At 66.6% G+C, this 20,088-nt stretch carries 22 protein-coding genes; 7 read left to right on the top strand and 15 right to left on the bottom strand.

Translation table 11 applies throughout. The features are described 5' to 3' along the window. The 4 genes from QMZ25_RS13305 to tsaD all read right to left on the bottom strand — a co-directional run. On the bottom strand, nucleotides 1–1,929 hold a 1,929-nt coding region (locus QMZ25_RS13305; protein WP_283219757.1), incomplete at its 3' end, for a glycoside hydrolase family 3 N-terminal domain-containing protein. A gap of 128 nt (nucleotides 1,930–2,057) precedes the next feature. Then, on the bottom strand, nucleotides 2,058–3,329 hold the full coding sequence (locus tag QMZ25_RS13300; protein ID WP_065175436.1) for a mechanosensitive ion channel domain-containing protein: 1,272 nt from the start codon (nucleotides 3,327–3,329) through the stop codon (nucleotides 2,058–2,060). Between the two features lie 65 nt (nucleotides 3,330–3,394). After that, the gene (folB, locus tag QMZ25_RS13295) at nucleotides 3,395–3,748 is read right to left on the bottom strand and encodes a dihydroneopterin aldolase (RefSeq protein WP_053519479.1); all 354 of its coding nucleotides are present in this window, start codon (nucleotides 3,746–3,748) and stop codon (nucleotides 3,395–3,397) included. A gap of 124 nt (nucleotides 3,749–3,872) precedes the next feature. Beyond that, on the bottom strand, nucleotides 3,873–4,898 hold the full coding sequence (gene tsaD, locus QMZ25_RS13290) for a tRNA (adenosine(37)-N6)-threonylcarbamoyltransferase complex transferase subunit TsaD (protein WP_283219756.1): 1,026 nt from the start codon (nucleotides 4,896–4,898) through the stop codon (nucleotides 3,873–3,875). Between the two features lie 167 nt (nucleotides 4,899–5,065). Between tsaD and rpsU the strand changes: the two genes are divergently transcribed. Both rpsU and QMZ25_RS13280 read left to right on the top strand, forming a co-directional pair. Next, on the top strand, nucleotides 5,066–5,281 hold the full coding sequence (gene rpsU, locus QMZ25_RS13285; protein WP_002808376.1) for a 30S ribosomal protein S21: 216 nt from the start codon (nucleotides 5,066–5,068) through the stop codon (nucleotides 5,279–5,281). 133 nt (nucleotides 5,282–5,414) lie between these two features. Further along, nucleotides 5,415–5,861, top strand: coding sequence for a GatB/YqeY domain-containing protein (locus QMZ25_RS13280; RefSeq protein WP_053519481.1), 447 nt, complete (start codon nucleotides 5,415–5,417; stop codon nucleotides 5,859–5,861). A 78-nt stretch (nucleotides 5,862–5,939) separates the two neighbouring features. Here QMZ25_RS13280 and QMZ25_RS13275 read toward each other — a convergent pair whose 3' ends face one another. After that, nucleotides 5,940–6,878 (bottom strand): hypothetical protein, encoded by a 939-nt coding sequence (locus QMZ25_RS13275; protein ID WP_227255453.1) that lies wholly within the window; start codon nucleotides 6,876–6,878, stop codon nucleotides 5,940–5,942. 212 nt (nucleotides 6,879–7,090) lie between these two features. On the opposite strand from QMZ25_RS13275, the gene QMZ25_RS13270 reads away from it, so the two are divergent. Genes QMZ25_RS13270 through QMZ25_RS13255 form a run of 4 tightly spaced genes read left to right on the top strand, consistent with a single transcriptional unit; the run spans nucleotide 7,091 to nucleotide 11,345 of the window. After that, complete coding sequence (locus QMZ25_RS13270) at nucleotides 7,091–8,017, top strand: YihY/virulence factor BrkB family protein (protein WP_053519482.1); 927 nt, start codon at nucleotides 7,091–7,093, stop codon at nucleotides 8,015–8,017. A 60-nt stretch (nucleotides 8,018–8,077) separates the two neighbouring features. Next, nucleotides 8,078–9,817: a DNA primase gene (gene dnaG, locus QMZ25_RS13265; protein WP_283219755.1), complete on the top strand. Its 1,740-nt coding sequence runs from the start codon at nucleotides 8,078–8,080 to the stop codon at nucleotides 9,815–9,817. A gap of 27 nt (nucleotides 9,818–9,844) precedes the next feature. Then, nucleotides 9,845–10,345: a protein tyrosine phosphatase family protein gene (locus QMZ25_RS13260; protein ID WP_283219754.1), complete on the top strand. Its 501-nt coding sequence runs from the start codon at nucleotides 9,845–9,847 to the stop codon at nucleotides 10,343–10,345. A gap of 28 nt (nucleotides 10,346–10,373) precedes the next feature. After that, nucleotides 10,374–11,345: a bile acid:sodium symporter family protein gene (locus tag QMZ25_RS13255; protein WP_065175442.1), complete on the top strand. Its 972-nt coding sequence runs from the start codon at nucleotides 10,374–10,376 to the stop codon at nucleotides 11,343–11,345. A gap of 96 nt (nucleotides 11,346–11,441) precedes the next feature. Here the strand turns inward: QMZ25_RS13255 and QMZ25_RS13250 are convergent, their stop codons facing one another. The 6 genes from QMZ25_RS13250 to QMZ25_RS13225 form a co-directional block, all read right to left on the bottom strand. Next, nucleotides 11,442–12,185, bottom strand: a complete 744-nt coding sequence (locus QMZ25_RS13250) for a hypothetical protein (RefSeq protein ID WP_283219753.1) — start codon at nucleotides 12,183–12,185, stop codon at nucleotides 11,442–11,444. A 5-nt stretch (nucleotides 12,186–12,190) separates the two neighbouring features. Beyond that, nucleotides 12,191–12,592: a hypothetical protein gene (locus QMZ25_RS13245; RefSeq protein ID WP_128988090.1), complete on the bottom strand. Its 402-nt coding sequence runs from the start codon at nucleotides 12,590–12,592 to the stop codon at nucleotides 12,191–12,193. A 336-nt stretch (nucleotides 12,593–12,928) separates the two neighbouring features. Next, nucleotides 12,929–13,822 (bottom strand): heme o synthase, encoded by an 894-nt coding sequence (gene cyoE, locus QMZ25_RS13240; protein ID WP_053519487.1) that lies wholly within the window; start codon nucleotides 13,820–13,822, stop codon nucleotides 12,929–12,931. A gap of 4 nt (nucleotides 13,823–13,826) precedes the next feature. Continuing rightward, on the bottom strand, nucleotides 13,827–14,990 hold the full coding sequence (locus QMZ25_RS13235; RefSeq protein ID WP_053519488.1) for a COX15/CtaA family protein: 1,164 nt from the start codon (nucleotides 14,988–14,990) through the stop codon (nucleotides 13,827–13,829). A gap of 10 nt (nucleotides 14,991–15,000) precedes the next feature. Beyond that, nucleotides 15,001–15,570: a hypothetical protein gene (locus tag QMZ25_RS13230; protein ID WP_053519489.1), complete on the bottom strand. Its 570-nt coding sequence runs from the start codon at nucleotides 15,568–15,570 to the stop codon at nucleotides 15,001–15,003. Nucleotides 15,571–15,627: 57 nt separating this feature from the next. After that, complete coding sequence (locus tag QMZ25_RS13225) at nucleotides 15,628–16,341, bottom strand: SURF1 family protein (protein WP_263176938.1); 714 nt, start codon at nucleotides 16,339–16,341, stop codon at nucleotides 15,628–15,630. Nucleotides 16,342–16,398: 57 nt separating this feature from the next. Between QMZ25_RS13225 and QMZ25_RS13220 the strand changes: the two genes are divergently transcribed. Next, nucleotides 16,399–16,617, top strand: a complete 219-nt coding sequence (locus QMZ25_RS13220) for a twin transmembrane helix small protein (protein ID WP_008264755.1) — start codon at nucleotides 16,399–16,401, stop codon at nucleotides 16,615–16,617. Nucleotides 16,618–16,638: 21 nt separating this feature from the next. Here the strand turns inward: QMZ25_RS13220 and QMZ25_RS13215 are convergent, their stop codons facing one another. From QMZ25_RS13215 to ctaD, 4 genes are read right to left on the bottom strand one after another with little or no spacing between them, the layout of a single operon-like run. After that, nucleotides 16,639–17,514: a cytochrome c oxidase subunit 3 gene (locus QMZ25_RS13215; RefSeq protein ID WP_053519491.1), complete on the bottom strand. Its 876-nt coding sequence runs from the start codon at nucleotides 17,512–17,514 to the stop codon at nucleotides 16,639–16,641. A gap of 13 nt (nucleotides 17,515–17,527) precedes the next feature. After that, nucleotides 17,528–18,118, bottom strand: a complete 591-nt coding sequence (locus QMZ25_RS13210) for a cytochrome c oxidase assembly protein (protein ID WP_053519492.1) — start codon at nucleotides 18,116–18,118, stop codon at nucleotides 17,528–17,530. Next, the gene (locus QMZ25_RS13205; RefSeq protein ID WP_283219752.1) at nucleotides 18,115–18,321 is read right to left on the bottom strand and encodes a hypothetical protein; all 207 of its coding nucleotides are present in this window, start codon (nucleotides 18,319–18,321) and stop codon (nucleotides 18,115–18,117) included. Before QMZ25_RS13205 ends, QMZ25_RS13210 begins: the two co-directional genes overlap by 4 nt. A gap of 8 nt (nucleotides 18,322–18,329) precedes the next feature. Continuing rightward, nucleotides 18,330–19,937 (bottom strand): cytochrome c oxidase subunit I, encoded by a 1,608-nt coding sequence (ctaD, locus tag QMZ25_RS13200; protein WP_053519494.1) that lies wholly within the window; start codon nucleotides 19,935–19,937, stop codon nucleotides 18,330–18,332. Nucleotides 19,938–20,088: the final 151 nt, after the last annotated feature.

The following is a 20,088-nucleotide window of genomic DNA, read 5'->3' as shown; positions in this document are numbered from 1 at the left end:
CACTTCCTCGCCGGCCACGGTACCGGTGTTGGTCAGCGTGGTGGTGATGGTCAGGGTGTCGTCCCAGCCCAGCTGTGCCGTGCTGAGCTGCGGCACGCCATAGGCGAAGGTGGTGTAGCCGATGCCATGACCGAACGGATACAGCGGCTCGTTGGGAATCTCGCGCCAGCGTGCCTTGAACTCCGACATCGTCGGCAGTTCGGGGCGGCCGGTACGCGGATGGTTGTAGAAATACGGTTGCTGGCCGGACACCTGCGGGAAGCTGACCGGCAGGCGGCCGGACGGGCTGTAGTCGCCGAACAGCACATCGGCCACCGCATGACCGGTCTGCGTGCCCAGGTACCAGGTGACCGCCACGGCCTGCGCATTGCGCACCGCACCTTGCAGGGCCAGCGCGCGGCCATTGCGCAGCAGCACCACCAGCGGCTTGCCGGTCATTGCCACCGCCTCGGCCAGTGCCTGCTGCGCCGGCGGCAAGGTGATCTCCACGCGCGACTGCGCTTCGCCGCTGTAGCGCTGCGGCTCGCCCAGTGCCAACACCACCACGTCGGCACGCAGCGCAGCCGCCACGGCGGCTTCGGTGCCCCCGGGGATCGCGGTTTCCAGATCGCAACCGGGCACGATCTCCAGCAGCGACGCGTCACCGATGGCGGCACGCACACCGGTTTCCAGGTCCACATAACGCTGCTTGTCGCCGAACAGGGTCCAGCAGCCTTCGATGTTTTCGCGGTCCTGCACGAACGGGCCGATCAGCGCGATCTTCTGCCCGGTCTTCTGCAGCGGCAGCACGTTGTCACGGTTGTTCAGCAGCACGATCGAACGGCGCGCGGCATCGCGCGAGAGCTCATCATGTGCGGCGATGTGCGAGTCGTCCGCTTCGCGCGCCGGGTCCAGCGACCGGTAGGGGTCGTCGAACAGGCCGATGGTTTCCTTCAGCCACAGGATGCGGCGCACGCCCTCATCCAGCACCGCCATCGGCACCTCGCCGCTTTCCACCAGGCCTGGCAGGTGCTCGGCATAGAAGCCGCTCTGCATGCTCAGGTCCAGGCCTGCGGTGAAGGCCTTGGCGGTGGCGTCGCGGTCATCGGCGGCGTAGCCGTGCGCCACCAGTTCCATGTCGGCGGTGTAATCGGAGATCACCACACCCGGGAACTTCCACTCGCCACGCAGGATGTCGGTGAGCAGTTCTGCATTGGCGCTGGCCGGCACGCCGTTGATGTCGTTGAACGAGGACATCACCGTGATCGCACCGGCATCGAAGGCCGCCTTGAACGGCGGCAGGTGCACGTCGCGCAGGGTCTGCGGCGAGATGTCCACCATGTTGTATTCCATGCCGGCCATCACCGCGCCATAGGCGGCGAAATGCTTGGGCGTGGCCAGCAGCGAATCGGCGGCACGCAGGTCGCTGCCCTGGAAGCCGCGCACACGGGCGGCGGCGAAGGCACAGCCCAGCACCACGTCCTCGCCTGCGCCTTCGGCGCCACGGCCCCAGCGCTGGTCGCGGGCGATGTCCACGGCAGGCGCATAGGTCCAGTGCAGGCCGGCGGCGGTGGCCTCGACCGCAGTGGCGCGGGCGGTGCGCTCGGCCAGGTCCGGCTCGAAGCTGGCGGCCTCGCCCAGCGGGATCGGGAACACGGTGCGCATGCCGTGGATGACGTCGGCAGCGAGGATGACCGGGATGCCCAGCCGGCTCTCCTCGGTCGCGACCTGCTGGATGCGGCGGCCCAGTTCGGCGCCCACCCCGTTGAACAGCGAGCCGACCTTGCCCTCGCGCACCTGCTGCAGCACCTGGTCGGCATTGCGCACGTTGGCTTCCGGGTTCACGTCCGGGGCGAACGGGCGGACCATGTCCGCGAAAACACCCAGCTGGCCGACCTTTTCCTCGACGGTCATCTGGGCAATGAGGGATTCGATGCGTTCGGAGGCCACCGGCAGTCCTTGATGAAAACGTTTACAAGCCCGGCATTCTAGCGATCCCGGGCCATTTGGCGAGAGGTTTCGGCATTCAGTTTCATCCACCAGCGGGGTCCGTACGGTCCCGCGGGCGGCACGGCAGCTTACTCCGAGCGGGCCGACTGGCGCTGCCCGGCCATCAACATGGCGTCGCTGGACGCCTGGAACACCCTCAGGCCGAAGGCCGGCAGGATCGCCAGCAGATGGTCGAAAATGTCCGACTGCACGGCCTCGTACTCCGCCCAGGCGGTAGTGCGGGTGAAGCAGTACAGCTCCAGCGGCAGGCCCTCGGTGGTCGGTTGCAGCTGTCGCACCAGCAGGGTCATGTCGGTGTGGATACCCGGGTGGCTGCGCAGGTAGCGCTCCACATAGGCCCGGAACGTGCCCAGATTGGTCACCCGGCGGCTGTTCACGTCCGCCACGCCCTGTTCGCGCAGGCGCCCGTTCCACTGCCCCAGCTCCTGCTCCTTGTCGCGCAGGTAGTCGCGCAGCAGGGCGAACTCACCGAGGAAGGCCAGGTCGCCCTCGTCCAGGAAGCCGACGCTGTGCTGGTCCAGGTACAGCGCGCGCTTGATGCGGCGGCCACCGGCCTCCTGCATGCCGCGCCAGTTCTTGAACGACTCGGTCACCAGCTTCTTGGTCGGGATGGTGGTGATGGTCTTGTCGAAGTTCTGCACGGTGATGGTGTGCAGGGCGATGTCGATGACGTCACCATCGGCGTTCTGGCTCGGCATCTCGATCCAGTCGCCGATGCGCACGCGGCCATCGCCACTGATCTGCACGCTGGCCACCAGCGAGAGGATGGTGTCCTGGAAGATCAGCATCAGCACGGCCGTGGCCGCACCCAGGCCGGTCACCAGCGGGCCCAGCGCCACGCCCAGCAGGGTGGAGATGATCGCCAGGCCGGCCGCCACGAAGATCACGATCTTGACCACCTGCAGGTAGCCCTTGATCGGCTTGTTGCGCGCATCCGGCTTGCGCTCGTACAGGCTGTTGGCCGCATCCAGCGCATGCGAGAAGGCCAGCGAGACGGTCAGCACCGCCCACACGATGCACAGCTTGACGATGACGCTGACCAGCCCGGGCGGCAGATCGGGAATGAGGGTGATGCCAGAGGCGATCACCTGGCTGGGCACCACGTTGGACAACCGCGAGATGACCCGCATCAGATGGCTGCCACGCCCGGATTCGGCACCGGGCAGGCGCTGCAGCAGACGGCGCAGGCCGCGCACCAGGATGCGCTTGGTCACCCAGTTGGCCAGGCCCGCCGCGAGCAGCAGGGCCGAAATCATCAACGCCAGGTAGGCGCCGGGATAGGGTTCCAGTGTGTTCTGCAGCCGCTCCATCCACTGTACCGCCACCACCGCATCCACCATCAGTCGTCTCCTGTTTCAGTCATTTCGCTTGAAGAAGTTGCCGGCCACCGGCCGACGCTGCTGTTTCAGCCGCGTTCGCGCTCGATGATCACGCCGACCGCGCGCGCGCCGCGCACCGCTCCCGGCTTGCTCAGCTTCAGCCGCAGCCAGCGCACATCGAACTCGTCGAGCACGATCTGCGCGCAACGTTCGGCCAGGGTCTCGACCAGGCCGAACTCCGATTCGCGCACGAACTGCTCCAGCCGCTTGCTGACCGCCTTGTAGTTGAGGGTATGGGCGATATCGTCGGTCGCCGCCGGGCGCCGGTTGTCGAAACCCATCTCCAGGTCGAACACCAGGTCCTGCCGGATCCGCCGTTCCCAATCGTAGATGCCGATCAGGGCGTCGATCGTCAGCCCCTCGATGAAAACCTTGTCCATTGCGGTTACCAGCCGGAAAACAGACGGTCATGGTAACGGGACGGAACCACCGCTGCCTGAAACGACCGGATCCCGGCACGTCCTCCGCTACGGTCGCAGCCTGTGTGGATGGGTGCGCCGCGGGTCACACCGCGGGCAGCGTCGCCATGTCCCAGCGCGGGGTCACGTCAACCTTCGGCGGGTTGTGCTGCCCGGCCTGCAGGCGCAGGGCGCCGGCGAAAGCGATCATCGCGCCGTTGTCGGTGCACAACGCCGGCCGCGGGAAGCAGGCACGCCCCCCGAGGCGTTCGGCCATCTGCTGCAGGCGTGCACGCAGCCGCGTATTGGCACCGACACCGCCGGCCACCACGATCACATTGGTGCCGGCTGCTTCCAGCGCGCGTTCGCACTTGATCGACAGGGTCTCCACCACCGCATCCTCGAAACCGCGCGCGATGTCGGCGCGGGTCTGGTCGCTCTGGTCGCTGTCACGCCAGGCCATCAGCACCTGGGTCTTCAGGCCGGAGAAGCTGAAATCCAGACCCGGGCGATCGATCATCGGCCGCGCGAAACGGTAGGCCCCCGGGGTGCCCTGTTCGGCCAGCTTGGCCAGCTGCGGGCCGCCGGGATAGGGCAGCCCCATCAGTTTGGCCGTCTTGTCGAAGGCTTCGCCGGCCGCATCGTCCAGGGTCTCGCCCAGCAGGCGGTAGCGGCCGATGGCATCGACCGCCACCAGCTGGGTGTGGCCACCGGACACCAGCAGGGCCACGAACGGGGCCTGCGGCGGATCGTCCTCCATCAAGGGCGCCAGCAGGTGCCCTTCCATGTGGTGCACGCCCACGGCCGGCACCTCCAGTGCCCAGGCCAGGGCACGGGCCACCCCGGCACCGACCAGCAGCGCACCGACCAGCCCGGGGCCAGCGGTATAAGCCACGCCATCGATGTCGTCCACGCCCAGGCCCGCCTCGGCCAGGGTCTGCCGGACCAGCGGCAGCAGCTTGCGCACGTGGTCACGGCTGGCCAGCTCGGGCACCACACCGCCGTACTCGGCGTGCAGGGCGATCTGGCTGTAGACCGCATGGGCGCGCAGGGCCGCGCTGCCGGTCAGGTCGGTGTCGTACACCGCCACGCCGGTCTCATCACAGGAAGATTCGATGCCAAGGACTCGCATGCCTGCTATTATGACGCCCCTGCCGCCCCCTCGGGGTGACGTGCAGATCCCACTGCATCCGTATTGCTGGCCCGCATTCAGGCTTGCGTGCTTGCAGTTTGTTGATTCGCCGCTATAATGTGCGGCTCGCCGGGCGTGACCCGGTTCTACTGTGTCCCGGAGATTCCATGCCCAGCGTCAAAGTCCGCGAGAACGAGCCCTTCGAGTTTGCTCTTCGCCGCTTCAAGCGCACTTGCGAAAAGGCCGGTGTGCTGGCCGAAACCCGCAAGCGCGAGTTCTACGAAAAGCCGACCCAGGAGCGCAAGCGCAAGGCCGCCGCTGCTGTGAAGCGTCAGCTGCGCCGCTCGTCGCGCGACGTCACCAAGCGTCAGCGCCTGTACTGATCGGACGCATCTTCATTGCGGCGGGCTCGTCCTTCCGCGGTGAAGCCGAAGCCGGCACGCGCGAGCGTCGCCGGCTTTTTGCGTTTCCGGGCCCGGGCAACCGCCCTGCCCCACTACCACCACGAGGTCTCCCATGAGCATGAAGCAGCAGCTCACCGATGACATGAAGGCCGCCATGAAGGCGGGCGAGAAGGACAAGCTGGGCGTGATCCGCCTGATCAACGCCGCGATCAAGCAGAAGGAAGTGGACGAGCGTATCGAGCTCGACGACACCGCCGTGATCGCCGTGCTGGACAAGATGGTCAAGCAGCGCAAGGACTCGGTCAGCCAGTACGAAGCGGCCAACCGTGAAGACCTGGCCGCGATCGAGCGTGCCGAGATCGTGGTCATCGAGGCCTACCTGCCCGCCAAGATGGGTGAGGCCGAGATCGCCGCCGCCATCCAGGCCGCCATCGCCGAAACCGGTGCCACCGGCCCGGCCGACATGGGCAAGCTGATGGGGGCGCTGAAGCCCAGGCTCGCCGGTCAGGCCGACATGGGCGTGGTGTCCAGGCTGGTCAAGCAGGCCCTGGCTGGCTGATCCGCCACCGCCCCTGCCGGACACGACAAGGCCCGCTTCACGCGGGCCTTGTCATTGCTGCAGCGGCCAGGCCAGCGCTTACACCTGGCGGCAGTTGCGCAGGGTCATGGAACTGCCTTCCACCGCGCTGACCTCGCCTTCCAGCTTGGCCCAGTCGCGCTCGCGCAGCATGGCGAAGTTGGCCGCCTGGTCCGGAGCGAATTCGCAACGGATGGTGTAGTTGTTGTTGTTGAAGGTGTCATTCTGGCGGATCCGCAACAGGCCACGGGTCGGCGTCACCAGGTAGTTGATCGATCCGACCTCACCCGGACGGCTGGAGTAGCTGTTCGAATTGACCGTGTAGATCTGGCCGTCGATCCGGTAGCGGCGACCGATGTACTTGGCATACACCGGCAGGAAGGTGGCCGAACGGTCGCCCAGGTCTTCCTTGTTGGTGGTGGTGCCCAGCAGCAGGTCCTTGAAGCTGCCCGCAGCGTTGTAGGCCGCCATCGTATCGCGCACCTCCTTGCCCATCTTCTTGGACAGGTCCGGCGCGGTCACGTCCTCCGCCACGGAAGTCGGATACTGCGCGCGCGCAGCGGCGGCCAGCGCGTCCCCCTGGCTGCCCCCCTTGAGCTTGTCGAGCATGTCGCACATCGACTTGCGGGCATCCTCCTGGGCGATGGTCTGGCCGCGGGCCAGCTTGGTGGCCAGGGTCACCCGGCCGCTGCGGTCGGCGGTGCCGATCAGCACCAGCGGCGTGCGCAGGCCCTTGGTCTGGATCAGGTACTGGTTGCCGGTATCGCCTTCCACCAGCTGGCCGCCCACCTCGAACTGGTCATCGGCACCGATCTTGCGAAGCTGGTCCAGTGCACTCTGCACCTTCAGACCGGGCACCGTCAGGTCGGCCATGTACATCGCGCCATTGCGCGGATCCCCTACCGTCTTGAAGGCCTTTTCGCAGGCCGTGGACGCCGCAGCGGCCGAACCGCTCGCCGCCAGCAGCAACACCATCGTGGTGCAGACCATCCCTTTCATAACGCGTCCTTTTGCAGAGAAGTTGGATTGTCGTGGCCCCGCACACCGGCGGTGGGCCCGGATACCGCGGCGGCAGCCCCAGCGCGCCCTCGGTCCGGGCAGAAGGATAACGCGGACTTCGCTGCATTCTGCGACCGCGCTTCCACTTCACCTGCCGCAACGCCGGCATCTGCTAGAAAAGGAAGCCTGTACCGCTCCAGCCGACGCCGTAGATGCCGCATCCCCGCACCTTCCTGCCCATCGTCCGATCGCGCCTGGAGAAGCTGCAGGACAGCTTCCCGATGGCCGTGGCCAAGCGCTTCGTCGAAATCGACGTCCTGACCCAGGCCGCATCGGTTTCGTTCTATTCCCTGCTGTCGATGGCGCCGTTGCTGGTGCTGCTGCTGTGGTTGACCGCCTCGCTGTACCCGCCCGCGCAGCAGGCGCTGATCAGCCAGATCGGCTCGGTGGCCGGCAGCAGCGTGGCCAGCGTGGCCGATACCGTGCTGCACAACGCCAACAGCCAACCGAGCATGGGCTCGCTGGCCGGGTTGTGGAGCACCCTGCTGCTGTTCGTCGGCGCCACCGCCGTGTTCGCACAGCTGCAGAACGCACTCAACCGCATCTTCCATACCAGCGGCCAGCGCCTGGAAGGCGTCCAGGCCTGGCTGCGCAAGCGCGTGTTCTCCTTCGGCGTGGTGCTGGCGCTGGGCTTCCTGCTGATCCTGTCGATGACCGCCACCACCGCCCTGCAGGTGGTATTCGCGCAGCTGCCATCGGTGTTGCCGGCCATCGGTTACGTGACCACGCTGCTGCTGTACACGCTGGCCTTCGCCTTCCTCTACCACTATCTGCCCGACCGTCGCGTGGCCTGGCGCCAGGCCTTCATCGGCGGGGCCATCACCTCGCTCCTGTTCGCCCTGGGGCGCTACGGCATCGGCGTCTACATCGCCACCGTGGCACCCGGCAGCGCTTACGGTTCGATGGGCGCCCTGGTGATCGCGCTGGTCTGGATCTACTACGCTACCGCGGTGTTCTTCGTCGGCGCCCTGATGACCGCGGTGATCGACGAGCGCCTGAGTGCCCGGGCACAGCGGGCTGCCGCCAGCGCCGGCGGCAGCAGCGAACAACAGGCCGGCCCGACCATCGCCAGCGAGTAAACTAGGGGGACCTGCCGCCCCTGCTGCGCGCCCCGGCGGCCGCGCCCTGCCCTGCTGCCCATGGCCCGTATCCCCGACGCTTTCATCGACGACCTGCTGGCCCGCACCGACATCGTCGAGGTGGTGGGCAGCCGTGTGCCGTTGAAGCGACAGGGCAAGGAGTACGCGGCACGCTGCCCGTTCCATGACGAGCGCTCGGCCTCGTTCACCGTCTCGCCGACCAAGCAGTTCTATCACTGCTTCGGCTGCGGTGCGCACGGCACCGCAATCAGCTTCCTGATGAACTACGACCGCCTCGAGTTCCTCGACGCGGTGGATGAGCTGGCCAAGCGCGCCGGCATGGACGTGCCACGCAGCGAGAACCCGCGCAGCGCCCAGCAGCAGGACGACAGCCGCGAACTCTATTCGGCACTGGATGCAGCGGCGCGCTTCTTCCAGAAGAACCTGGAGGGCAGCGACAAGGCCCGCGCCTACCTTGACGGCCGTGGCGTGGACGAACAGAACCGCGCCCGCTTCCAGATCGGCTATGCGCCCGACGGCTACAGCGGCCTGCGCGATGCGCTGGGCAAGGACGAGCGGCGGATGAAGCTGCTCGACCGTGCCGGCCTGTTCTCCAAGAACGACCGGGGGCACGTCTACGACAAGTTCCGCGACCGGGTGATGTTCCCGATCTTCGACCGCCGTGGACGGGTGATCGCCTTCGGTGGCCGGGTGTTCGAGAAGGACGACGGTCCCAAGTACCTCAATTCGCCCGAAACCGCGCTGTTCCACAAGGGCCGCGAACTGTACGGCCTGTGGCAGGTGCGCCAGGCGAACCAGAAGATCGAGCGGCTGATCGTGGTCGAGGGTTACATGGACGTGGTCTCGCTGTTCCAGTTCGGCGTCACCCAGGCGGTGGCGACGCTGGGCACCGCGACCACGCCCGACCATGCCGAGCTGCTGTTCCGAAACGCACCGGACGTGTTCTTCTGCTTCGATGGCGATGCCGCCGGCCGCCGCGCCGGCTGGAAGGCACTGGAGTCGGTGCTGCCGCGCATGAAGGACGGCCGCCAGGCCTTCTTCCTGTTCCTGCCCGACGGCGAGGACCCGGACACCATCGTGCGCAAGGAAGGCGCTGAGGCCTTCAACGAACGCCTGAAGCAGGCCACGCCGCTATCGCAGTTCTTCTTCGACGAGCTGACCCGCGAGATCAACATGGGCACGCTGGACGGCCGGGCACGCCTGGCCGAGCGGGCCAGACCGATGCTGGCGCAGATTCCCGATGGCGCGTTCGGTGACCTGATGAAGCAGCAGCTGGCGCAGCTGACCGGGCTCGGTGCGGCCACGCAGCATACCCGCACGGCGATGCCGCAGCGCCCTCCGGCACGGTCGATCCAGCCGGTGGCCAAGCGCAGCCTGGTGCGGGGTGCGATCGCCGTGCTGCTGCAGCAGCCGTCGCTGGCGCTGACCCTGGGCGGCAAGCATCACTTCCAGGGCCTGCGCCTGCCGGGTGTGGAGCTGCTGCTGGAGCTGCTGGCGCTGGTCGAACAGCGTCCCGATATCAGCACCGGCGCGCTGCTGGAACATTTCGACGGGCGTGAGGAGCAGGCCTCGCTGCACACGCTGGCCGCCCAGACGCTGCCCGGCAGCGAAGCGATCTGGACCCAGGAACTGCACGACGCCGTGGCCCAGCTGGAGAAACAACTGTTGCAGCAACGTCTGGAAGAGCTGTTGGCAAAGCAGCGGCAGCAGGGACTGGACGATACTGACAAGTACGAACTGCGCGAGCTGCTCAAGGCCCGCGCCAGCCTGGGCCGGTAGCGGCGGAACGTTTTAACGGAGAGGACCATGCTGCTGCGCCTGACCTGCCTGCTGTTGCTGTCCCTCTGCCTGCCGCTGGCGGCCTTGGCCGCAGATGCCCCGCTCAATGAAGTCCGCCCCGGCCTGTATGCCGGCGGCCAGCCCAGTGCCGCACACCTGCGCGAACTGGCTGCGCAAGGCGTGCGCACCGTGATCGACCTGCGCCAGCCCGACGAGGACCGTGGTTTCGATGAAACGCGCGCGGCCGAATCGCTGGGCCTGCGCTATGTGCGCGTCCCGGTGGCCGGCGCCGAGGGCCTGGATGCGGCCAATGTGCGCGCCGTGCACCAGGCCCTGCAGCAGAGCCAGGGGCCGGTGCTGCTGCACTGCGCGTCCGGCAACCGCGCCGGTGCCGTGCTCGGCCTGGTCAATGCACGCTACGAACATGCCAGCCCGGAACAGGCCCTTCAGCTGGGCCAGCGCGCCGGCCTGAAGTCGCTGGAAGCGGTCACCCGCCAGCGTCTGGCCACACCGGTCACCTCGCCCTGAACCCTCCACACCAAGGAGTCTGCCCCCCATGACCCGCTGGTGGTCGCGCCTGCGACCGGACAACTTCACCCTGGCCCTGCTGTGCACGGTCGGCCTGGCGTCGCTGCTGCCGATGAAGGGCGCCGCCGCCATCGTCCTGGACGATGTCACCACGGTCGCCATCGCCGCGCTGTTCTTCCTGCACGGGGCGCGCCTGCCGCGCGAATCGATCATCGGCGGCATGCTGCACTGGCGCCTGCATCTGACCATTCTCGCCTGCACCTTCCTGCTGTTTCCGATGCTGGGCCTGATGTTCAAGCCGCTGTCGGGCTGGCTGTTGACCCCGGAGCTGTACCTGGGCGTGCTGTTCCTGTGCACCCTGCCCTCCACCGTGCAGTCGTCCATCGCCTTCACCTCGATGGCGCGCGGCAATGTGCCGGCGGCCGTCTGCAGCGCATCGCTGTCGAGCATCCTCGGTGTGTTCCTCACGCCGCTGCTGTTGACCGCGCTGGCCGGTACCTCCGGCGGTGTGCATGACCCGCTGCATGCGATAGGCGGCATCATGCTGCAGCTGCTGGTGCCGTTCGTGGCCGGCCACCTGCTGCGCCCGTGGATCGCCGGCTGGGTCGAGAAGCAGCGCGCGCTGCTGCGCTACACCGACCAGGCCACCATCCTGCTGGTCGTGTATTCGGCGTTCGGCGAAGCCGTCACCGAAGGGCTCTGGAGCAAGACCCCTGTGCTGTCGCTGCTGGCAGTGGCCGTGGTAGCCGCCGTCCTGCTCGGTATCGCCATGCCGCTGATCACCTTCATCGCCCGTCGCCTGCACTTCAACCGCGAGGACGAGATCGCCATCGTGTTCTGCGGCTCCAAGAAGAGCCTGGCCACCGGCGTGCCGATCGCCAAGGTGCTGTTCGCCGGGGGCAGCCTCGGTGCCATCGTGCTGCCGGTGATGATCTACCACCAGATCCAGCTGATCGTCTGCGGTGTGATCGCGCAGCGATATGCGCGGCGCAGCTCCTGACCCGGAAATTCATCCACACATGGCGTGGAACTACTGCAGAGCAGAGCCCATGCTCGGCTGATGCCACGCCACGTGTGGACGCCCCTCGCGCCGTCGCTAATCCACGATGGCGGCAGCGATGTCGTGCAGCAATCGGGCGTTACGCTCCACGTCGGTGCCGCGCTCCCCGGTTGCGATCAGGCTGAAGGTCTTGCTGTCTCCCGTCCAGACAAGCTCGACGCGGGTACGGCCAGCGCTGTCAACGCTCTTCTTCAAGTGCGCGAGCGCGCCCTTCACTGTTGTGTTCTGCGCCTCGGCGATGACCTCGATATGCGTGCCCGCAGCGATGAAGTTGTTCTCGCTGAACTCCACGATGCCGACGCCTTCCAGCTGGAAGAAACGGCTCAGCCCCGAGGACCTGCTTCCATCCAGCACGCCACTGGACTCCATACCGATCAGCTCCGCCGGTCCCAGGAGGCTTGCTTCCAAGCTGCTGGGTGGCTGTGGCAGCCGCTGGCGTAGTTCCGACGCCGAGCGATATCGGCGGGGCAAGGCGGCCAGCAGTTCGGCCCGCGTTGGGATGATCCCTTCTGCAACCTGCACCACACCCGCTGACCGGTCCATGTCCGTGCGAAGCTGATGCTTCACCTCTTCGGGGGCATCCAGGTCTGCCAGTCGCACGATCTGGTAGCTGCCAGCGCCGACAGACGATTCTCTCGTCGTCGAGGTCTCCTGCATTGCAGCTTGCATCGCACGTTGATGCAGCCAACGTCCCACCGGATCAGGAGCTGCATCGGTCTGCGATGCCTGGGCCGACATCGACATCAGCAGTGAAATTGCAAGACAGCAAAGGCTTTTCATGATGCTCACCACTCCGAAAGTTGGCAATCGACCGCGCTCGTGGACTGGGTGAATACACGTCCGCCCAGCACCCATGTGTGGTAACCATGAACAACCATCCGTTCCGGATCGGTGCCATCGCCTGCGTAGAAGCGCCAGGAGTACAGTCCATTGTTGGGAGCAGCAAGGACATGCTTCGGCTCGATGTTTCCAAGCGGGATATGCCTGGATGCGGTAGAGCCCTGGAAGTTGCGGAACTGGGGCCGTTCGTAGGTAACGGATTCATTGACGAATCCAATGCAGTTGGCCCGACTCAGTGCTTTTACTTCTGCTGTTGCATTGCCGGCCAAGCATGCAAGCGCAGCACATAGAACGATGGGCAGAGAAACATGGCATTTCATTGATTGCTCCACAGGATTGCGATTCATCTCGCAAATCCTGCGTATCCACATTCGATCATCCCGCCTGCCGGATCCATCCGTATCTGTGATCCACTGCCCGCGGTGAGTCAGCAGCGCGGCAGATCCCCACACCTTAGCGGCTCGGCGGGTTGGCAAAGTACCGCCTCCGGCGAGCGGAAGCCGACATTGAACGCACGGAGTTCTGTGGAAGACCGTCCACGCACGGCGTGGCTGCGCAGCACGCGTGCCGCCTCGATCAGGTCAAGCCTGTCCTCCCTGCGACGGCCGTCATGCATCCGGCTGATGCGCCCGCCTTTCCCTGGGATACGGTAGCGCCGGGCCATGCCCGGCGGCAGGCGCCCGTTACAACCAGGGCAGGATCCAGTGGTCGATCAGCAGGAAGGCGAACAGCGCCATCAGATAGACGATGGAGTACTGGAACATCTTCATCGAGAACAGCTCATCCGGCGGATCCAGCATGCGCCACGCATACCAGAGGAACACCGCGTTGAGCACGATCGCACCGCCCAGGTAGAACGGTCCGCTCATGCCCACCAGATAGGGCAGCAGGCAGACCAGGGCCAGCACCACCGAATACACCATGATCTGCCTGCGGGTATGCACCACGCCGTGGGTCACCGGCAGCATCGGGATCTTCGCCTTGGCGTAGTCCTCGCGGCGGAAGATCGCCAGCGCCCAGAAATGCGGCGGCGTCCAGATGAAGATGATCAGCACCAGCAGCGACGAGTACGCCCAGTCCGAAGAGCCCTGCATTCCGGTGACGGCGGCCCAGCCCAGCATCGGTGGCATCGCGCCGGCCAGACCACCGATGACGATGTTCTGCGAGGTCGCACGCTTGAGGTAGACCGTATAGATCACCGCATAACCGATCAGCGAAGCGAAGGTCAGCACGGCGGTGATCACGTTCACCCACAGCACCAGGATCGTCATCGACAGCACGATCAGCGCGCCGGCGAACACCAGCACCTGCCACGGCTTGACCTTGCCGACCACCAGCGGCCGCCACGAGGTGCGCGCCATCTGCGCATCGATGTGCGCATCCAGCAGCTGGTTGATCGCAGCCGCAGCCGAGGCCGCCAGCCAGATGCCGAGGAAGCCGAGCAGGCCCGCGCGTACCTGTTCCCAGCTGGGCACGCCTGGAATGGCCAGGACCATGCCCACCAGGGCGGTGAACACGATCAGGGCGACGACCTTGGGCTTGGTCAGGTCCCAGTACTGGCGGTAATTGGAGAACATCGGATCAGTCCGGGGCACGCAGGCGGGCCAGCAGGCTGACCAGCACGAACAACAGGGCAACGGCCACGCCGTTGTGCGCCACCGCCACTTCCAGCGGCAGCGCCAGCTTCACGTTGAGGATGCCGAGGGTGACCTGCAGCACCAGCAGCACGATCAGCGCAGTCGCCCAGCCCCGCATGCTCGGCAGGCGGAACAGACGCACGCCCAGCCACAGCAGGTAGGCAGCCACCACGATGGCGAACAGGCGATGCGCCAGCTGGATGGCGATGCGCGAGGCGCCATCGAGCACGCCCCCTTCGTAGTCCACGCCGATGCCACGCCACAGGGTGAAGCCTTCGACGAAGTTGTGCTGCGGCCACCACTGGTTGGCACAGCGTGGGAAGTTGTCCAGCGAGGCGCTGCCGCCGCCGCAGGCCAGCGCCGCGTAGTTGGCACTGACCCAGCCGCCCAGTGCGATCTGGGTGACCAGCACGACCACGGCGGCACGCAGCAGCCACTTCAGCCTGGGCGCCTCGGCCAGCGTGATCGGCAGATGCGTGGCCCGCCACGCCAGCCACACCAGCAGGCCGAACATCAGCATGCCGCCCAGCAGGTGGCCCATCACCACGATCGGCTTCAGCAGCAGCGTCACCGTCCACATGCCCAGCAGGGCCTGGAAGATCACCACCGCCAGGGTCAGTACCGCCGCGCGCGCCAGATCGATGTTGTTCCAGCGCAAGGCGGCGATCAGCAGTATCGCCTCACCACTCAGGGCCAAGGCACTGGCCGTTGCATGCCAGCCCATCATGTACAACGGTATGCCGGCAGCCACCAGCACGCAGGCGGTGACCACCGCCGTGGTTCCGAACCGGCGCCTGCGCGTGGCCAGCAGAGCCAGGGTCAGGATCTCGATGCCCAGCGCGCCGGCCAGGAAGCGGTGAACCTGCTCGCGCCAGGCCTTGTGCGTTTCCAGCGGACGGATATCGGCGGCCGGGTGGCCAACCGTCTCCTCGATGTGCTGCGGCCAGGTCGCGCGGCCATAGCAGGTCGGCCAGTCCGGGCAGCTCAGCCCCGCATCGGACAGACGGACGAAGGCACCGAACATGATCGTGCTCGCGGTCATGATCATAGCGAACCACGCCAGGCGGTGGAAATTGCGGTGCAGCGCCGGACGCGCGGAAAGGCTCATCAAACAGGACTCACTTCAGTTTCAGCAACGTGGCCATGTCCTTGCGCAGGCCCCCGAGGTCGCTGCCCGGGGCATGGCGCATGATCACGAAGCCGTTCGGATCGATCACGTAGACCGGCAGGCCAGCCGGATCGTCGACGCCGGGCAGGGCCGCGCGCAGCGCTGGCGACGGTGCCAGCGGCCGCAGCGCGGGCAGCGAGGCGATCGACGCCGGTGGCGGACCCAGCCACAGGATCTCGACATTATCGGCGTTATGGCCGAACAGCTGCCACACCTTGCCCAGTCCCTGCGACAAAGTGACGCACTGCGCGTCGCAGGCACCAGCCGGTGCCACCAGCAGGCGCCAGGTGCGCGCCTCCGGATTCCAGGGATAGGCCGTGCCGTCGGCCAGGGTCGGTGGCTGCTGGCGCAGGTCCACCGGGGGTTTGAGCAGCTGTCCACTGTTGCGGTGGCCGGTAGGCTGCCATCCGGAGAAGCGCAGCACGGCCGCCAGCGCCATTGCCCCGAAGAACACGGCGAACAACAACACCAGGGTCCGGCGACCGGAACCGCGCGCCTGCGGGGATGTAGCAGTGTTCATGCGGACATTTTCTCATGGTTGGACAGGGGATGCCGGGCGTCCGGTGTCGGGCCGGCGCTAGCGTGGAACGCGCCTGCTGCGCCATTCCAGCACCAGCGCAACCACCAGCACGGTCAGCGCCAGGCCGAACCATTGCACGGCGTAACCCAGGTGGCGCTGCGGGGGCAGCGTGTTCGGCAGCAGATCGAGGTCGCGTTCATCACCGAAGGGCAGCGCCGGATCAAGCCGCAGCACGCGCTCCGGCAGTGCAGGCAGCCCCAGCGCCGTCGCCAGGCCCTCGGCAGGCAGCCGGCTGGCCAGCCAGCGCTGCGCCTCACCGGTTGCAGAGAACGCCGGGCCCAGCGCCAACCCTGCCGACGGCGGCGGCGCCAGCAGCCCGCGCACGGCCACCGGCGAAGGCGGCGGCGGCAGGTCGGGGAGCGTGCGGTCGGCGGGCAGCGCGCGCCAGCCGAGGTCGACCAGCAGCACGCTGCCGCCGTCGCTGCGGAAGGGGCGATAGATCTTCACCCCGGCCCGGCCGTGCCGGGTCTGGTTGTCCAGCAGCACCACGCCCGGCAGGAAGCGGCCATGGTCGGCCACGCCATGCAGCGCGCCCGGCGCCGCCAGTGCCTGCGCCAGCGGAAGTGCCTGCGCCGCAGCGGGGCCCTGCGCATCCAGCATGGCCTGCTTTGCATGCATGCGCTGCAACTGCCACAGGCCCAGCGCGGTGAATCCCGTGATCGCCACCAGCGCCAGCAGCCAGCCGATCACCCGCGTGTGCTGGCGCATCATGACAAGTCCGCGCAAACGCGGTCAGATAGGCACATCCACCCTGCCCTCGAGCCGCGCATGAGTGATTCGCTGAAGACCCTGCTGGTGATCGCGTTTCTGATCGTCATCGTCTGGAACCTGGGCGCCGGGCTGTACTACCTGCTGGTCGACCGGGGCCAGACCAAGCGCACGGTCAACGCACTGACGCGCCGCATCGCGGTGTCGGTGGCGTTGATCGTACTGGTGATCGTGAGCATCTACATGGGCTGGATCAAACCGCACGGCATCGGTGGCTGAGTACGCCACCGGCACCGGCGCTTACAGCACGTAGACGAACAGGAACAGCATCAGCCACACCACGTCGACGAAGTGCCAGTACCACGCAGCGGCCTCGAACGCGAAATGGTTGTCGCGGGTGAAGTGCCCCTTTGCCGAGCGCAGCCACATCACGATCAGCATGATCGTGCCCAGCAGCACGTGCGCACCGTGGAAACCGGTCAGCATGAAGAACGTCGACCCGTAGATGCCCGAGCCGAGCGTCAGGTTCAGCTCCTTGTAGGCGTGGATGTACTCCTCCGCCTGCAGGGCGAGGAAGCCCAGGCCCAGCGCCACGGTCAGGCCCAGCCAGACCAGCAGCTGGCGACGGTGCCCGGCCTTCAGCGCATGGTGGGCGATGGTGAGCGTCACGCCGGAAGTCAGCAGGATCAGCGTATTGATCAACGGCAGGCCCCAGGCCGGAATGGTCTGGAAGGCCCCGCCGATCGCCGCCGGGCCGTTGGTAGGCCACCCCGCGGAGTAGCCCTGCCACAGCAGCTCGTTCGTCATCACCCCGCGTCCCTCGCCGCTGAGCCAGGACAGGCCCAGGTGGCGGGTGTAGAACAGTGCGCCGAAGAATGCGCCGAAGAACATCACCTCGGAGAAGATGAACCAGACCATGCCCATCCGGAACGAACCATCGACCTGGCGGTTGTAGTTGCCGGCCTGCGACTCGCGCACCACGTCGCTGAACCACCAGAACAGGGTCAGCACCAGCATCGCGATGCCGATGTAGAACGTCCAGCGCCCCCAGCTGGCATCGTTGAGCCAGCTGGCCACGCCCACCATGGTCACCATCATCGCGATGGAGCCCACGAATGGCCATTTGCTCTGGGCCGGGACGAAGTACACGTTGGCGTCGGTCGGTGTCTGGGCCATGTCGTTATCCGGGTCAGGGAGCGGCGTGCGCGCCTTCCGAAGTGGCGGCCGGAGCCAGCCGATCGGACAGCGCGTCGTTGCGGTAGAAGGTGTAGGACAGGGTGATCGTCTTGATTTCCGGCGGCAGATCCGGATCGACGATGAAGCGCACCGGCATGTCGCGCTTCTCGCCGGCCTGCAGCGTCTGCGCGGTGAAGCAGAAGCACTCGGTCTTGCTGAAGAATCCGGAGGCACGTGCTGGCGCGACAGAGGGCACCGCACTGCCGACGATCGCCTGTGGGCCGTCATTGCGGGCGTAATACAGCGCCTCGTTCAGCTCACCGGGCACCACGTCCATGGTCAGCTGCTCGGGATGGAATGCCCATGGCAGCCGCGAATTGACCCCGCCATCGAACTCCACCCGCACGGTGCGCTTTGCGGTGGCAGCCCCCACGCTGGCCTCGCTGCCCGGGCCGCGCTCCAGGCGCACGCCGAACACCTTCTCGCACGCGATGCGATACAGCGGCACCAGCGAGAAGGTCAGCAGGAACACGGCCACGGCAACGCCGATCAGGCGCGGCAGGCCGGCGCTGGGCGACGGTGTGCTGGCCGGTGTCGGGCTCATCGTCCGATCACCCCGCTGAGAATGAAGGTGGCATAGAACAGTACGGCGATGGCGCCCACCACGACCGCCGTGCGCCGGGCACGCCGGCGCTGCTGTTCGATGCCCTGAGTCTCGCCGCCGTACGGCCGGGCCCTGCCCGGCTGCTCTTCGACAGCCGAGCCGGGCTCGGCTCTACAGGTCTGGAGCGGGCTCTCGTTATGCATGCCCCACCTCAATGCGTGATGTCGTCATGCGCCAGATCGCCCGGGCGCAGGATCGGCGGGGTGGTGAAGGTATGGGCCGGTGCCGGCGACGGCAGCGTCCACTCCAGGCCACGCGCCCCTTCCCAGGACCGATCGGCCGCCTTCTCGCCATTGCGCAGCGAGGACAGCAGGATCGCCGCCATCATGAAGGGCGTGACGAACATGCCGAATGCGCCGATCGAGCTGATCAGGTTCCAGTCGGCGAACGCCACGCTGTAATCGGGAATACGGCGCGGCATCCCGGCCAGGCCGAGGAAGTGCTGCGGGAAGAACAGCAGGTTGACGAACACGATCGACCACCAGAAGTGCACCTTGGCCCACTTCTCGCTGTACATGCGACCGGTCCACTTCGGCCACCAGTAGTACACCGCGGCAATCAGCGCGAACACCGCACCGGTCACCAGCACGTAGTGGAAGTGGGCAACGACGAAGTAGGTATCGTGGTACTGGAAGTCGGCGGCGACGATGGCCAGCATCAGACCGGAGAAGCCGCCAATGGTGAACAGGATGACGAAGGCCACCGACCACAGCATCGGCGCCTCGAACGTCAGCGAGCCACGCCACATCGTGCTGACCCAGTTGAAGACCTTCACGCCGGTCGGGATCGAGATCAGCATGGTGGCGAACATGAAGTAGATCTCGCCGCCCAGCGGCATGCCCACGGTGAACATGTGGTGGGCCCAGACGATGAACGACAGGAAGGCGATCGCAGCCGTGGCGTACACCATCGCCTGGTAGCCGAACAGCGGCTTGCGGCTGAAGGTGGGAATGATCTCGCTGACCACGCCGAAGGCGGGCAGGATCATGATGTACACCTCGGGGTGGCCGAAGAACCAGAAGATGTGCTGGAACATCACCGGGTCACCGCCACCGGCGGCGTTGAAGAAGCTGGTGCCGAAGAACTTGTCGGTCAGCAGCATGGTCACCGCACCGGCCAGCACCGGCATCACCGCGATCAGCAGGAAGGCGGTGATCAGCCAGGCCCAGCAGAAGATCGGCATCTTCAGCAGGTCGATGCCCGGCGCGCGCATGTTGAGCACGGTGGCGATGATGTTGATCGCGCCCATGATCGAACTGATGCCGGCCACGTGGATGGCGAACACAGTGAAGGCCACGTTGTAGCCGCCCTGCAGCGACAGCGGCGGATACAACGTCCAGCCACCGGCCGGCGCACCTCCGGGCAGCAGGAAGGTGAGCAGCAGCAGGCTGAAGGCCACCGGCAGCAGCCAGAACGACCAGTTGTTCATGCGTGGCAGGGCCATGTCCGGCGCACCGATCTGCAACGGCACCATCCAGTTGGCCAGGCCGACGAAGGCCGGCATCACTCCGCCGAAGATCATCACCAGTGCGTGCACGGTGGTGAGCTGGTTGAAGGTTTCCGGCCTGACGAACTGCAGGCCCGGCTGCATCAGCTCGGCGCGGATGATCACGCTCATCGCCGCGCCGATGATGAACATGATGAAGCTGAAAAGCAGATACAGGGTGCCGATGTCCTTGTGGTTGGTCGAGAAGAACCAACGCTCGAAGAAACCCGGGTGGTGGTGGTGATCGTCGTGCCCAACTGCCGAGTGCGCCATTGCAAAACACCTCTCAGAATCGGTTGTCGCCACGGCCGCAGGCGGCCGCGGGATTTACATCACGCGCCGCTGGCCGCGGTGGCAGGGGCGGCACCCGCTTCGGCGGCGGCAGGTTCGGCCGGCGCGGCAGGCGTCTCCGCCGCAGGCGCAG

This window comes from Stenotrophomonas sp. RS-48, assembly GCF_030053245.1.
GTDB classification, from domain to species: domain Bacteria; phylum Pseudomonadota; class Gammaproteobacteria; order Xanthomonadales; family Xanthomonadaceae; genus Stenotrophomonas; species Stenotrophomonas maltophilia_P.
The sequence above is the reverse complement of the archived record's forward strand: the minus strand, read 5'-3'. Positions and strand labels throughout refer to the sequence as shown.